General features: G+C 74.1%; 2 protein-coding genes (1 of these 2 cut by a window edge). Both read left to right on the plus strand.

Translation table 11 applies throughout. The annotated features are described in order from the left end of the window. Window positions 1-10 precede the first annotated feature (10 nt). On the plus strand, window positions 11-4,591 hold the full coding sequence (locus BM339_RS31060; RefSeq protein ID WP_256255554.1) for a non-ribosomal peptide synthetase: 4,581 nt from the start codon (window positions 11-13) through the stop codon (window positions 4,589-4,591). Next, window positions 4,588-16,579, plus strand: partial view of a non-ribosomal peptide synthetase gene (locus tag BM339_RS31065; RefSeq protein WP_083598171.1) — the 5' portion only. 7,721 nt of this gene lie beyond the right edge of the window; the window shows 11,992 of its 19,713 coding nt (coding positions 1-11,992); it begins with the start codon at window positions 4,588-4,590; the stop codon falls past the right edge of the window. Before BM339_RS31060 ends, BM339_RS31065 begins: the two co-directional genes overlap by 4 nt.

The raw sequence follows: 16,579 nt of genomic DNA on the forward strand, positions 1-16,579 counted from the left end.
GGCGTATGTCATCTATACCTCGGGGTCGACGGGTCGTCCCAAGGGTGTGGCGGTGACCCATGGAAATCTGGCGAACTACGTGGCCGCGGTGCCGGAGCGGTTGGGGTTGGGTGGTGGCCGGTATGCGGTGTTGCAGGCGCAGGCGACCGACTTGGGCAACACGATGGTGTTCGCGAGTCTGGTCTGTGGTGGTGAGTTGCACATCCTCGATGAGGACACCGTCGCTGACCCCGATGCTGTGTGCGCCTACCTGGCCGAGCATCGCATCGATTATCTGAAGGCGGTGCCCTCGCATCTGGCCGCGCTGTCGTCTGGCGGGGTACAGGGCGTGTTGCCGCGCAGGTCGCTGGTGCTGGGTGGTGAGGCGGCAGCGCCGGAGCTGGTGGCTGATGTGCTGGCGGCCGCGGGTGACCGGGGCGTGTTCAACCACTACGGTCCGACCGAGGCGACGATCGGCGTGGCCACCACCCGGCTGACCCCTGGGCCGGAGAGCGTTCCGATCGGCCGGCCGGTGCCGAACACCCGGCTGTACGTCCTCGACGATCGGCTGGAGCCGGTCCCGGTGGGCGTGGCGGGCGAGCTCTACGTCGCCGGAGCCCAGCTCGCCCGGGGCTATGTGGGGCGGCCGGGGCTGACCGGCGGGCGATTCGTGGCCTGCCCGTTCTCGCCCGGGGAGCGGATGTACCGGACGGGTGACCTGGTCCGGTGGACCGACGACGGTGAGCTGGTGTTCGTCGGCCGGGCCGACGAGCAGGTCAAGATCCGCGGGTTCCGGGTGGAGCCGGGCGAGGTGCAGAGCGTTCTGGCGGCCCATCCGCAGGTGGTGCAGGCCGCGGTGGTGGCGCGTGAGGACGTGCCGGGCGACCGGCGTCTGATCGGCTATGTGGCGCCCGGCGATGTGGACACCGGCGGGGTCCGCGAGTTCGCCGCCGGACGGCTGCCCGGCCACATGGTGCCCTCGGCGGTCGTCGCCCTGGACGCCCTGCCGCTGACCGCCAACGGCAAGCTCGACCGCAGGGCCCTGCCCGCGCCCGACTACACGATGGCGGCGGGCGGGGAGGGCCGGGCGCCCGCCTCCGTGCAGGAGGAGATCCTCTGCCAGACGTTCGCCGAGGTGCTCGGCGTGGACCGCGTCGGCGTCCACGACGACTTCTTCGCCCTCGGCGGCCACTCGCTGCTCGCGGTGTCGCTGGTGGCGCGGCTCCGTGCCCGGGGCATGGCGGTCTCGGTGCGGGCGCTGTTCCAGACGCCGACCCCCGAGGGGCTGGCCGCGGCGGCCGCGCCCGACACGGTCGAGGTCCCGGAGAACCGGATTCCGCCCGGCGCCGCCCGCCTCACCCCGGACATGCTCCCGCTGGTCGACCTGACGCCCGAGGAGCTGGCACGCCTGACCGAGGCCGTCGACGGCGGCGCGCCCGGCATCGCCGACGTGTACCCGCTGGCGCCGCTGCAGGAAGGAATCTTCTTCCACCACATGATGGCGGCGCAGGAAAGCCGCGACGCCTACGTGCTGCCGATCGTGTTCGGCTTCGACTCGCGGGAACGGTTCGAGGCGTTCTCGGCGGCGCTGCAACGGGTGATCGACCGGCATGACATCTACCGCACCGCGATCGTCTGGGAGGGGCTGCCGGAGCCGGTCCAGGTCGTGACCCACCGGGCGGAGCTGCCGGTCCGCGAGGTCGTGCTCGACCCAGGCGGCGCCGACCCGATCGAGCAACTGCTCGCGGCGAGCGGGCCGAGGATGGATCTGGGGCGCGCCCCGCTGATCGACGTGCACGTCGCCGCCGCCCCGGACGGCGGCCCCGGCCTGCTGGCCATGCTCCGCATCCACCAGATGGTCCGCGACCACACCAGCCAGGAGGCCCTGCTGAGGGAGCTGGGCGCGATCCTGTCCGGACGGGAGGACGAGCTGCTCGAGCCGCTGCCGTTCCGTGACTTCGTCGCCCAGGCACGCCTGGGGACACCACGGGAGCAGCACGAGCGGTACTTCGCGGAGCTGCTGGGCGACGTGGACGAGACGACGGCGCCGTACGGGCTGCTGGACGTGCACGGCGACGGCGGCGATGTCGAGCGGGCCCGGCTCACCGTCGACGACGAGGTCGGCACCCGGCTGCGAGCGGCCGCGCGTGCCTGGGGGGTGAGCCCCGCCACCGTCTTCCACCTCGCCTGGGCGCGGGTGCTGGCCACCCTCAGCGGACGCGACGACGTCGTTTTCGGCACGGTCTTGTTCGGCCGCATGAACTCAGGGGAGGGGGCGCACCGCGTCCAAGGCCCGTTCATCAACACGCTGCCGGTGCGCGTGCGCGTCGGCGGGACGGGCGTCGGCGAGGCGCTGGAGGCGCTGCGCGGCCAGCTCGCCGAGCTGCTCGTCCACGAGCACGCGCCGCTCGCCCTCGCCCAGCGCGCCAGCGGCGTCCCCGGCGGCGGCCCGGCCTTCACATCGGCGTTCAACTACAGGCACAACCGCGTGGCCGGCCGGTCCCCGGGGAGGGACGGGGACACCGGACTCGACGGCATCCGGCTCCTCCTTTCCCGCGAACGCACCAACTACCCGCTCGGCGTCTCCGTCGACGACTCCGGGACCGGATTCCGGGTGACCGTCGACGCGGTGGCGTCCATCGACGCGGAGGAGGTCTGCGGCCTGGTCCACACCTGCGTCGCCAACCTGGTGACGGCGCTGGACGAGGCTCCGCAGAGCCGGCTGTCGGCGGTCGACATCCTCGGCAGGGCGGAGTTCGAGCGGCTCGTGCGGGAAGAGAACGACACCGCGGCCGACATCCCGCAGGTCCCGGCGGCGCACATCTTCGAGGCGCAGGCGCGGCGGACCCCCGACGCGGTCGCGGTGGAACACCGCGACGCGCGGATCACCTACCGCGAGCTGGACGCGCGGGCGAACCGGCTGGCGCACTGGCTGCGGGCCCAGGGCGTGCGTGCCGAGTCCGTGGCGGGGGTGTGCCTGCCGCGCGGCGTCGAGGCGGTCACCGCGATGCTGGCGATCTGGAAGGCGGGGGCGGCGTATCTGCCGATCGACCCGGGGCAGCCGGCGGAACGGCTGGAGTTCGTCCTGGCCGACAGCGGCGCCCACGTGCTGGTCACGCACGGCGGGATGACGACGGCGCAGCCCGGGGTGCGGGTGCTGAACCTGGCCGACCCGCCGGTGGCGGCGCAGGTGGCGGCGATGCCCGAGGACGCGCCGCGAGCGCCGGTCACGCCGGGGCGGCTGGCCTATGTGATCTACACGTCGGGGTCGACGGGGCGGCCGAAGGGCGTGGCGGTGCCGCACGCCGGCCTGGCGAGCCTGGTGGCCTCCCAGGTGGAGCGTCTCGCGGTGAACGAGGCGAGCCGGCTGCTGCAGTTCGCTCCGCTGAGCTTCGACGCGGCGATCGGCGAGGTGCTGATGCCGCTGTCCTGCGGAGGGCGCCTGGTGTGCGCCGACGCCGACGAGCTGCTGCCCGGCCCGGGGCTGGCCGGCGTCATGGGCAGGCACGGCGTGACCCACGTGGCGCTGTCGCCCACGGTGCTGGCGATGCTGGAGCCCGCGGACCTGCCGTCCCTGGTGTCGCTGGCGTCGGCGGGCGAGGCGCTGACCGCCGAACAGGTCGCGCGCTGGGCGCCGGGCCGCCGGCTCGTCAACGGGTACGGCCCCACCGAGACCACGGTCGGCGCCGCCATCTCGGCACCGCTGGCGCCGGACGACGAGGTCACCATCGGCGTGCCGATCGCGAACACGCGGGTGTACCTGCTCGACGCGTTCCTGCGGCCGGTGCCGGACGGCGCGGTGGGCGAGCTGTACGTCGCCGGCCCGAGCCTGGCTCGCGGCTACGTCGGACGGCCGGCGCCGACCGGCGAGCGGTTCGTGGCCTGCCCGTTCGGCGGACCGGGCACCCGGATGTACCGCACCGGCGACCTGGCGCGCCGGGACGCCCGCGGCCGGCTGGTCTACGCCGGCCGGGCCGACGAGCAGGTCAAGATCCGCGGGTTCCGGGTCGAGCCGGGCGAGGTGCGGGCGGTCCTCACCGCGCACCCCCGGGTCGCCGGCGCCGCCGTGGTCTCCCGCGAGGACGTCCCCGGAGACGCGCGCCTGGTCGGCTACATCGTCCCCGCCGACCCCGGGCGCGACGGCGGGGAAGCGCGCGAACTGGCCGACGAGGTGCGGGCGTTCGCCGCCGAACGGCTGCCGCACTACATGCTTCCCGCGGCGGTGGTCGCCATCGACGCCCTTCCGCTGACCGCCAACGGCAAGCTCGACCGCGCGGCCCTGCCCGCCCCCGGTGGCGCCGGCCGCAACGGCACGGGCCGGGGTCCCGAGACCGAGTACGAGAAGGCGCTCTGCGACGCCTTCGCGGAGCTGCTCGGCCACCCCGCGGTCGGCGTGGACGACGACTTCTTCACGCTGGGAGGCCATTCGCTGCTGGCGACGCGGCTGGTGAGCCGGGTACGGACGGTCCTCGGAGTCGAGCTGCCGATCCGGCGCCTCTTCGCCACCCCGACGCCGGGCGCGCTGGCGTCCTGGCTCTCCGATCCCGGGAACCGGCCGGACCAGGCCAGGCCGAAGCTACGCCCGATGGGCCGGCACGAGGAGATTCGATGATCCCGCTCTCGTTCGCTCAGCGGCGCCTGTGGTTCCTGGCCGAGCTGGAGGGGCCCGGTGCCTCCTACAACCTCCCGATGGCCCTGCGGTTGACGGGCGACCTGGACCGGCCTGCGCTGGAGGCGGCGCTGCGGGACGTGCTGGAGCGGCACGAGGTGCTGCGGACGGTGTTCCCGGCGGTCGACGGCGAACCGCACCAGCGGATTCTCACGGCGGAGGAGACCGGTTTCGACCTGCCGCTGGTGGAGACGACCGCGGGGGAGCGATCCGGCGTGATGGCCGAGTCGGCACGGTACGCCTTCGACCTGAGCACGGAGATCCCGTTCCGCGCCTGGCTCTTCGCGGCCGGCCCGCGCGAGCACGTCCTCCTGATGGTGGTACACCACATCGCCGGCGATGCCTGGTCGACCCGCCCGCTCGCGCGCGACCTGGCCGCCGCGTACACGGCACGGCGCGCGGGCCGGGCGCCGGAGTGGACGCCGTTGCCCGTGCAGTACGCGGACTACGCACTGTGGCAGCGCGAGTTGCTGGGCGCGGAGGACGATCCGGGGAGCGTGCTGTCGCGGCAGGTCGCGTACTGGCGCGAGACGTTGGCCGGGGCGCCGGAGGAACTGGCACTGCCGTACGACCGGGTGCGGCCGGCGGCGGCCTCGCATCGGGGCCACCGGGTCGCGCTGGACCTGCCCCCGGACGTGCACGCACGGGTGCGGGCCGTGGCCCGCGCCGAGGGCGTGACGGTGTTCATGGTGCTGCAGGCCGCGCTGGCGGTGACGCTGCACCGGCTGGGCGCGGGCACGGACATCCCGACCGGCGCCGCGGTGGCGGGCCGCCTGGACGAGTCGCTGGACGATCTGGTCGGGTTCTTCGTCAACACGCTGGTCGTCCGCGCCGATCTGTCCGGCGACCCGACGTTCGGGGACCTGCTGGGGCGGGTTCGGGACGCGAGCGTCGGCGCGTACGCGCACCAGGACGTCCCGTTCGAACGCCTCGTCGAGGAACTGGCCCCGGCGCGGTCGCTGGCCCGGCATCCCTTGTTCCAGGTCATGCTGACGGTGCAGAACGCGGGCTCCGCGGAGCTGTCGCTGCCCGGCCTGGACGTGAGCGGGATCTCGAACGCGGCGCTCTCGGAGGAGAGGACGACGAGGTTCGACCTCGACGTCGCGGTGCGGGAGGCCTTCGACGCCGAGGGAGCCCCGGCGGGCATGCGCGGACGGCTGGTCGCGTCCGCCGACGTGTTCGACGAGGACACCGCCGGACGAATCGCCGAGTGGTTCGCCCGCGTGGTCGAGGCGGTGGTTCAGGAGCCGGGCAGGCCCGTTGCCGCGGTCGACCTCGTGGACGGGACCGAGCGAGACCGGCTGCTGGCATGGGGGCACGGCCCGGCGCTGGAGGCGCCGGAAGGCTTGGTGCCGGAAATGTTCGCCGCGCAGGTGGCACGCGCACCGGACGCGGTCGCGGTGGCGCACGGCGACGATGAGCTGACTTACGCCGAGTTGGACGTGCGGGCGAACCGGCTCGCACATCGACTGCGGGCTCAGGGCGTGGGCGCGGAGTCGGTGGTCGGGCTGTGCGTGCCGCGCGGCATCCCGACGGTCGTCGCGATCCTGGGCGTGTGGAAGGCCGGGGCGGCGTACGTGCCTCTGGACCCGGAGTACCCGGCCGACCGGCTCGCCTTCATGCTGGCCGACAGCGGTGCGAGGCTGCTGGTCGGCCGCGGGGACATCATCCCCGGCTCGGCGGGCGTCACCGTGCTCGATCTGGACGACCCGCGGCTGACGGAGACGTCCGAGGACCCGCCGGACGTTCCGGTGACACCGCGGCAACTGGCGTACGTCATCTACACGTCGGGTTCCACCGGGCGGCCCAAGGGCGTGGGCGTGTCACACGCGAGCGTCGCGAACATGGCCACGGCCCTGGCTCCGGCGCTCGGCGCCGGACCGGGGACGCGCGTCCTGCAGTTCGCCTCGTTCAGCTTCGACGCGTCGGTGCTGGACGTGGCCGTCACGCTGGCGGCGGGCGGGACCCTGGTGCTCGCGTCCTCGGAGGAGCGCTCGGACACCCGCGCGCTGGCGCGCCTCATCCGCGAGGCCCGCATATCGACGATGAGCGTCGTGCCGTCACTCCTGGAGGTGCTGGACCCGGACGATGTTCCGGACCTGTCCCGCGTGGTGGTCGGAGCCGAGCCCATCGGCTCGGCGCAGGCGGCGGCCTGGTCCGACGGCCGTCACCTCGTCAACACCTACGGGCCGACCGAGGCGACCGTGATGGTGACGGCGGGGCCGGTCGATGGCACGGAACCGGTGCCGATGGGCGGGCCGGTCGCGAACGTGAGCCTCTTCGTCCTGGACGAGCGCCTGGCCCCCGTGCCGGTGGGCGTGCCCGGCGAGCTGTACATCGCCGGGGCCCAGGTGGCCCGCGGCTACGTCGGACGCCCCGGCCTGACCGGTGAGCGGTTCGTGGCCTGCCCCTTCGCCGCCGGCGCACGGATGTACCGGACCGGGGACCTGGTGCGCTGGACGCCCGGCGGTCGGCTGGTGTTCGCGGGACGAGCCGACGAGCAGGTCAAGATCCGGGGCTTCCGCGTCGAGCCCGGCGAGGTGCGGGCCGTGCTGGCGGAGCATTCCCAGGTGGCCCGGGCCGCGGTGGTGGTACGGGAGGACACCCCCGGTGACCGGCGCCTGGTCGGCTACGTCGTGCCCGCCGGCGCCGGTGCCGATCCCGCCGGGATCCGGGACTTCGCCGCGAGCCGGTTGCCCGATCACATGGTGCCCGCCGCCGTCGTCGCCCTGGACGCGCTGCCGCTCACCGCCAACGGCAAGCTCGACCGCGGAGCCCTGCCCGCCCCCGCGTACCCCGGCGGCGGGACGGGCCGCGCGCCCGCCACCGCGCGCGAGGAGATCCTCTGCCAGGTGTTCGCGCAGGTCCTCGGCCTGGACCGCGTTGGTCCGGACGACGACTTCTTCCGGCTGGGCGGCCATTCGCTGCTGGCCACGCGGCTGGTGAGCCGGGTGCGCACGGTCTTGGGCGCGGAGCTGCCGCTCCGCGCGCTGTTCGAGGCGCCCACGGCGGCGGGCCTGGCCGCCCGCCTCTCCGAGACGGGGCGGGCACGTGTCGCGCCGGCCCCGATGCGGCGTCCGGACCGGGTGCCGTTGTCGTACGCCCAGCGGCGGCTGTGGTTCCTGGCGCAGCTGGAGGGGCCGAGCCCGACGTACAACATCTCGATGGCCCTGCGGTTGACGGGCGAGCTGGACCGGCGGGCGCTGGAGGCGGCGCTGCGGGACGTGCTGGAGCGGCACGAGGTGCTGCGGACGGTGTTCCCGGCGGTCGACGGCGAACCGTACCAGCGGATTCTCGCGGTGGAGGACACGGGCTTCGAGCTGCCGGTGGTGGAGGTGGCGGCCGAGGCGCTGCCGGACGCGGTCGCGGAGGCGGGCCGGTCCGTGTTCGACCTGTCGGCCGAGGTGCCGGTCAAGGGATGGCTGTTCGCCGTCGAGCCCGGCGAGCACGTGCTCACGCTGGTGGTGCACCACATCGCCAGCGACGGCTGGTCGGGCGGTCCGCTGGCGCGTGACCTGAACGCGGCCTATGCGGCACGGGTCGCGGGGCGGGCGCCGGAGTGGGCGCCGCTGCCGGTGCAGTACGCGGACTACGCGCTGTGGCAGCGGGAGCTGCTCGGGTCGGAACACGATCCGGACAGCCTGCTCTCGCGTCAGGTCGCGTACTGGCGCGAGGAACTGGCAGGGGCTCCGGAGGAACTGGAGCTGCCCTACGACCGGGGTCGCCCGCCGATGGCGTCGCATCTCGGGTACCGCGTCCCCCTGGAGCTCCCGGCCGAGGTGCACGCCCGGCTCCGGGAGGTCGCGCACGACGAGGGCGTGACGGTGTTCATGGTGGTGCAGGCCGCGGTGGCGGTCATGCTGCACCGTCTCGGCGCCGGCACCGACGTCCCGATCGGCTCGGTGGTGGCGGGCCGGTTGGACGAGGCGCTGGACGACCTGGTCGGGTTCTTCGTGAACACGCTGGTGATACGTACGGATCTGTCCGGCGACCCGACGTTCGCCGAGGTGCTGGGCCGGGTACGGCAGACGGGGCTGGCGGCGTTCGAGCACCAGGACGCGCCGTTCGAGCGGCTCGTCGAGGAACTGGCGCCGGTCCGTTCGCTGGCGCGGCACCCGTTGTTCCAGGTGATGCTGACCCTGCAGAACAACGCCCCGACCGATCTCGACCTGCCCGGAGTGCGGGTGTCGGCGGGCGCGGCGCAGCGGTCGGGGACGGTGACCGCGAAGTTCGACCTGGAGATCACCTTCACCGAGGCCTTCGATCAGGACGGTGCCGCGGCCGGGATGCGCGGTGCGGTGACGGCGGCGGCGGACGTGTTCGAGGCGGAGACGGCGGGGCGGTTCGCGGGCTGGCTGGCGCGGGTCGTCGAGGAGGTGGTGGCCGCGCCGGACGTCCGCGTGGGCGCGGTCGGGCTCCTCGGTGACGCCGAGCGTGCGGTGATCGTCGGTGAGTGGTCCGCCGGCGAATCGGTGCCCGTGGACCGTTCGACGATCCCGGCGCTGTTCGAGGCGCAGGCGGCGCGGACGCCGGATGCTCCCGCGGTGGCCTTCGAAGGCGTGACGGTGGGCTACGCGGAACTGGACGCGCGGGCGAACCGGCTCGCGCGGCGTCTGGCGGAGCGGGGTGCGGGGCCGGAGAGCGTGGTCGCGGTGATGGTGCCGCGGTCGGTGGAGATGATGGTGGCCCTGCTGGGGATCCTGAAGGCGGGCGCCGCGTACCTGCCGATCGACCCGGCCTATCCCGAGGACCGGGTGGCGTTGCTGTACGACGACGCCCGTCCGCTGGTCACGGTCGCCGCCCGGGACGTCCCGGTCCCGGATGGCGTTGCACACGTCCTGGTCGACGACCCGGCCGTGCCCGCTGAGGACGACGCCGGCGACGCGGTCCCGGCCGGGGCCCCGAGTCCCGCGAACCCGGCGTACGTCCTCTATACCTCGGGGTCGACGGGGCGGCCGAAGGCCGTGGTGGTGGAGCACGCCGCGATCGTGAACCGCTTGCTGTGGATGCGGGACCACTACGCGGTGAACGCCGGCGACCGGATCCTGCAGAAGACCCCGCTCGGCTTCGACGTGTCGGTGTGGGAGCTGTTCCTGCCGCTCATCTCCGGCGCCGCCCTGGTCGTGGCGAGGCCGGACGGCCACCGCGATCCGGCGTATCTGGCCGAGCTGATCCAGCGGGCCGGCGTGACGGTGACGCACTTCGTCCCCTCGTTGCTGCAGGACTTCGTTCAGGAGCCCGCCGCCCGGGAGTGCACCACCCTGCGGGAGGTCATCTGCAGTGGTGAAGCGCTGTCCGCCCATCTGCGCGACCGGTTCCACTCGGTTCTCGATGCCGGACTGAACAACCTGTACGGGCCGACCGAGGTGGCGGTCGACGTGACCGCCGCCGCGTGCCCGCCGGGCACCGGCCCGGTGACGATCGGCCGGCCCGTGTGGAACACCCGGGTCCGCGTGCTGGACGCGCGGCTCGGCCCCGTCCCGCCGGGGGTGCCGGGCGAGCTGTTCCTGGCGGGCGCGCAGCTGGCCCGCGGATACCGCGATCGTCCTGGGATGACGGCGGAGCGGTTCGTGGCCGATCCCTCCGGCGCGCCCGGGGAGCGGATGTACCGCACCGGAGACGTCGTCCGCTGGGACCGGCACGGGCGGATCGAGTACCTGGGCCGCGCCGACGACCAGGTCAAGATCCGGGGGCAGCGCATCGAACCCGGCGAGGTCGAGGCGGTGCTGACCGATCATCCGGGCGTCGAGCGCGCCGCGGTGGTCGCCCGCCCCGCCGAGGGCGGGCCGCGCCTGGTCGCCTACGTGGTGCCGGACACGGACGCGGCCGGACCGGCGGCGAACATCGCCCGCCTGCGCAGGCAGGGCCGTCTCGACGGCCAGGAGATGCACGAGCTGCCCAACGGGATGATGGTCTGCGCGCGCAACCCCTCCAGCACCGCCTTCCTGTACGACGAGATCTTCGTCCGGGACGAATACCTCCGAGCCGCGGCGGCACTGCCCGAAGGCGCGCATGTGGTGGACGTCGGCGGCCATGTCGGCCTGTTCTCCCTGTTCGTCAAGGAGCGGCGGCCGGACTGCAGGATCCACGCGTTCGAGCCGATCCCCGAGCTGGCGAGGATGTTCCGGCTCAACGCCGAGCTGCACGACGTCGACGCGGTGGTCACCGATTGCGGCATCGGCAGCGAAGAGGGGGTCGCGGCGTTCACCTACTACCCGGATCTGTCGCTGCTGTCCGGCCGCTTCGCCGACGAGCGCGAGGAGCGCCGCGTCCTGGAACAGGTCGTCGGCGCTGACGCGGCACGGGCGGGACTCGACGAGCACGCGCTGGCGGAACTGCTGACCGAGCGGCTGCGCGGCGAGCGGGTCGAGGTCCCGATGCGAACGCTCTCGCAGGTGATCCGGGACAACGGGATCCCGGTGATCGACCTCCTGAAGGTCGACGTGGAGAAGAGCGAGCTGGACGTCCTGCGGGGCATCGAGCCCGAGCACTGGCCGATCATCCGGCAGATCGTGGCGGAGGTCCACGACATCGACGGCCGCCTCGACACCGTCGTCGGGCTGCTGCGCGACCGGGGCTTTCGCACCAGCGTGGAGTCGACGGACGACCTGGCCGGCACGGGGATGTACTCCGTCCACGCCGCCCGTCCGGACGCCGCCGGGCGCCCCGCCCCGCCGCCGGCCGCCACCGCGCCGCGATGGTTCGACCCGGCACGACTCGGCGATGACCTCCGCGCGCACGCTCGTACCCGGCTGCCGGACGCCATGCTCCCGGCGGCCTTCGTGGTCCTGGACGCGCTGCCGGTCACGGTGAACGGCAAGCTGGACCGCGCGGCGCTTCCCGCCCCCGACTTCGCCGCGGCGAAGCCCGGGGGCCGCGGCCCGCTCACGGCCCGGGAGGAGATCCTCTGCCAGACGTTCGCGCGCATTCTGGGCTTGGAGCATGTCGGGCCCGACGACGATTTCTTCAAGCTGGGCGGTCATTCGCTGCTGGCGACGCGGCTGGTGAGCCGGGTGCGCGCGGTCCTCGGCGTCGAAGTGCCGCTGCGCGCCGTGTTCGAGGCGCCGACGGCGGCGGGCCTGGCGGCCCGCCTCGCGGACGCCGACCGGGCGCGGCCGCCGCTGCTGCCGGAGGCGCGGCCCGAACGGGTGCCGCTGTCGTTCGCGCAGCGGCGGCTGTGGTTCCTGGGGGAACTGGACGGACCGAACGCCACGTTCAACCTCACCACGACGGTCCGGTTGTCCGGCGGCCTGGACCGGCGGGCGCTGGAGTCCGCTCTGGCCGACGTCCTCGGGCGGCACGAGGTGCTGCGGACGGTGTTCGCCACGGCCGACGGCGAGCCGTACCAGCGGGTCCTCGGTGTGGAGGAGACCGGATTCGGCCTGGCGACGGCGGCGGTGACCGCCGAGCACCTGCCGGAGGCGGTGAGGGAGGCGGGCGCCTACGCCTTCGACCTGTCGGCGGAGGTGCCGATCAAGGCGTGGCTGTTCGCCGTCCGGCCCGGTGAGCACGTGCTGATGCTGGTGGTGCACCACATCGCGAGCGACGGGTGGTCGATGGGACCGCTGGCGAGGGACGTGTCGATCGCGTACGCGGCCCGGCGCGCGGGGCGGGCACCGGAGTGGGCGCCGCTGCCGGTGCAGTACGCGGACTACGCGCTGTGGCAGCGGGAGCTGCTCGGATCGGAGGGCGACCCCGACAGCCTCCTGGCGGAGCAGGTGGCGTACTGGCGCGAGATGCTCGCGGGGGTGCCGGAGGAGCTGGAGCTGCCCTATGACCGGGGTCGCCCGCCGATGGCGTCGCATCTCGGGTACCGCGTCCCCCTGGAACTCCCGGCCGAGGTGCACGCCCGGGTGCGGGAGGTCGCGCGTGCCGAGGGCGTGACGGTGTTCATGGTGGTGCAGGCCGCGGTGGCGGTCATGCTGCACCGTCTCGGCGCCGGGGCCGATCTCCCGATCGGCTCGGCGGTCGCGGGCCGGTTGGACGAGGCGCTGGACGACCTGGTCGGGTTCTTCGTGAACACGCTGGTGATACGTACGGATCTGTCCGGCGACCCCACGTTCGCCGAGGTGCTGGGCCGTTCGCGGGAGACGAGCCTGGGCGCCTACGAGCACCAGGACGTGCCGTTCGAGCGGCTCGTCGAGGAATTGGCGCCGGTCCGTTCGCTGGCGCGGCATCCGCTGTTCCAGGTGATGCTGACCCTGCAGAACAACGCCCCGACCGATCTCGACCTGCCCGGAGTGCAGGTGTCGGCGGGGACTTCGCAGCGGTCGCAGTCGGTGACCGCGAAGTTCGACCTGGAGATCACCTTCACCGAGGCCTTCGACCGGGAGGGTGCCGCGGCCGGAATCCGCGGTGCGGTGACGGTGGCGGCCGACGTGTTCGAGGCGGAGACGGCGGGACGGTTCGCGGGCTGGCTGGCGCGGGTCGTCGAGGAGGTGGTGGCCGCGCCGGACGTCCGCGTGGGCGCGGTCGGGCTCCTCGGTGACGCCGAGCGTGATCGGCTGGTGCGGGCATGGAACGACACGGCGGCCGAGGTCCCGGCCGTGTCGGTGCCGGAGCTGTTCGAGGCCCGGGCGGCTCGCGCCCCGGATGCCGTTGCGGTCGTCGCCGACGGCGCCGAGGTGTCGTACGCGGAGCTGGACGCGAGGGTGGACCGGCTGGCGGGTCTCCTGCGGAGCCAGGACGTCGGGGCCGAGTCGGTCGTGGGCCTGTGCCTGCCGCGCGGCATCGGGATGGTCACGGCGATCCTGGCCGTCTGGAAGGCCGGAGCGGCCTACGTGCCGCTGGACCCGGGAGATCCCGTCGCCCGGCTGGAGTGGATGGTCGCCGAATGCGGCGCACGGGTCGTCGTCGGGAACGGCGAGGTGGTCCTGCCCGGGGTGCGGAATCTGAACCCGGACGAAGCCCCGGCGGCCGGGACGCGCACCTCGCGGGTGCCGGTGACACCGGACCAGGCGGCGTACGTGATCTACACCTCGGGTTCCACGGGGCGGCCGAAGGGCGTGGTGGCCACCCACGGCGGGCTGGTGAACCTGGCGCTCGCGCTCGGGCCGGTGCTGGGCGCGGGGCCCGGGGTGCGCGTCCTGCAGTTCGCGTCCTTCGGCTTCGACGCGTCGGTGCTGGACGTGGCCGCGACCTTGGTGGCGGGCGGCACGCTCGTGGTGGCGTCGGCGGCCGAGCGGTCGGACCCGGAGCTGCTGACCCGGATGATCCGCCGGACCGGCGTGGGAACGACGAGCGTGGTGCCGTCGCTCCTCGGGGTGCTGGACCCGGACGGGCTGCCGGAGCCGTCGACCATCCTGGTCGGGGCCGAGCCGATCGGCCGTGCGCAGGCCCAGGCCTGGTCGCGGGACCGCCGCCTGGTGAACACCTACGGCCCGACCGAGGCGACCGTGATGGTGACCACCGGTCGCGTCGACGGGTCGGAGCCGGTCGTGCCGATGGGCCGCCCGGTCGCCAACACCCGGCTGTTCGTCCTGGACGGGCGGCTGCGGCCGGTGCCGGTCGGCGTGGCCGGTGAGCTCTACATCGCCGGCGCTCAGATCACCCGCGGGTACGCGGGCCGCCCCGGGCTCACCGCGGAGCGGTTCGTCGCCTGCCCGTTCGGCGGGCGGATGTACCGCACCGGCGACCTGGCCCGCTGGACCGCGGACGGCGAGCTGGTCTTCGCCGGGCGCGCCGACGAGCAGGTCAAGATCCGCGGTTTCCGCGTCGAGCCCGGCGAGGTCGAGGCCGTGCTGGCCGCCCATCCGGAGGTGGCCCGGGCGGCCGTGGTCGTCCGCGACGAGCGCCTGGTCGCCTACGTCATCGGCGACGCCGGCGAGGACGAGCTGCACGAGCTGGCCGCGGCGCGGCTTCCCGGCTACATGGTGCCGTCGGCGTTCGTCTCCCTCGACGCCCTGCCGCTGACCGCGAACGGCAAGCTCGACCGCGCGGCGCTGCCGGAACCCGAGTACGCGCGAGTGGCGGGCCGCGGCCCGGCCACGGTGCAGGAGGAGATCCTCTGCCAGGTGTTCGCCGAGGTCCTCGGGCTGGACGCCGTCGGGGTGCGCGACGACTTCTTCAGGCTGGGCGGGCACTCGCTGCTGGCCGTGCGGCTGGTGGAGCGCCTGCGGGAACGCGGCGTCACGGTGTCGGTGCGGGCGCTGTTCGAGTCGCCGACGCCGGAGGGCCTCGCCGCGGTGGCGGGGCCGGCCGCCGTCGTCGTGCCGGAGAACCGCATCCCGGCGGGCGCGACGGAGATCACTCCGGACATGCTCACGCTCGTCGACCTGTCCGCCGACGAGATCGGGCGGGTCGTCGCCACGATCGACGGCGGCGCGGCCAACGTCGCGGACGTCTACCCGCTGGCCCCCCTCCAGGAGGGCCTGTTCTTCCACCACGTGATGGCCGACGGCGGCAACGACGCGTACGTGATGCCGCGGCGGCTGCGGTTCGACTCCCGCGAACGGCTGGACGCCTTCCTGGCCGGGCTGCAACGTGTGATCGACCGGCACGACATCTACCGGACCGCGTTCGTCTGGGAGGGGCTGGCGGAGCCGGTGCAGGTGGTGGCGCGCCGGGCGGAGCTCCCGGTCCACGAGGTGGCGGACCTGGACGCGGCGGACGTCCCGGCGATGGACGTGGGGCGCGCCCCGCTGGTGGACGTGCACATCGCCGCCGAGGCGGGCGACTCCGGCGAATGGCGGGCACTGCTCCGGCTGCACCACCTCGTGCAGGACCACACCGCCCAGGACATCCTGATCGAGGAGCTGTCCGCGATCGTGGGCGGGCACGAGGACAGCCTGCCCGAACCGCTGCCGTTCCGTGACTTCGTCGCGCAGGCGAGGCTCGGCGTCTCGCGCGAGGAGCACGAGCGGTACTTCGGGGAGCTGCTCGGCGACGTCGAGGAGACGACCGCGCCGTACGGCCTGGCCGACGTGCTCGGCGACGGCAGCGACGTCCGGCGCGCGCACATGCCCGTCGAGGACGAGGTGAGCCGCCGGATCCGGGAGGCCGCGCGCGGCCTCGGCGTCAGCCCCGCGACGGTCTTCCACCTGGCGTGGGCGCGGGTGCTCGGTGCCGTGAGCGGGCGCGACGACGTGGTGTTCGGCACCGTGCTGTTCGGCCGGATGAACGCCGGAGCGGGTGCGGAGAGGGTGCCGGGGTTGTTCATCAACACGCTCCCGGTGCGCGTGCGGCTGGGCGGCGCCGGCGTCGGCGAGGCGCTGGACGGCCTGCGGAGCCAGCTCGCCGAGCTGCTCGCGCACGAGCACGCGCCGCTGAGCCTCGCCCAGCAGGCCGCGGGAATCCCGGGCGGCGGCGCCCTGTTCAGCTCGATCCTCAACTACCGGCACTCCCCGGTCCGCACCGTCCAGGGCGGGGAGGGGATCTCGACCGAGTCCATCCGGGAGGCCACCAACTACCCGGTCGCGATGTCGGTCGAGGACCACGGCGCCGGATTCGGGCTGACCGTGGACGCGGTGGAGGCGGTGGACGGCGCGGCGCTGTGCCGTCTGCTGCACACCTGCCTCGCCGGCCTCGTGACCGCGCTGGAGGACGACCCCGGGGCCCGGCTCGACGCGCTGGACGTGCTGGGCAAGGTCGAGCGGGACCGGCTGGTGGGCGAGTGGAACGCCACCGCGGTCGAGGTGCCGCCGGTACCGGTGGTCGAGATGGTCGAGGCGCAGGCGGCGCGGACGCCCGACGCGGTGGCCGTGGCCGCCGGCGGGACGGAGGTCACCTACGCCGAGCTGAACGCGCGGGCGAACCGGCTGGCGCACCGGCTACGGGCCCGGGGCGTGCGCCCGGAGTCGGTGGTGGGCGTGCGCCTGCCGCGCGGGATCGACATGGTCACCGCGATCGTGGGCGTCTGGAAGGCGGGCGCGGCGTACCTGCCGATCGACCCGGACCAGCCGGAGGAGCGGATCGCGTTCCTGCTCGCCGACG

Source organism: Actinomadura madurae (genome assembly GCF_900115095.1).
GTDB lineage: Bacteria > Actinomycetota > Actinomycetes > Streptosporangiales > Streptosporangiaceae > Spirillospora > Spirillospora madurae.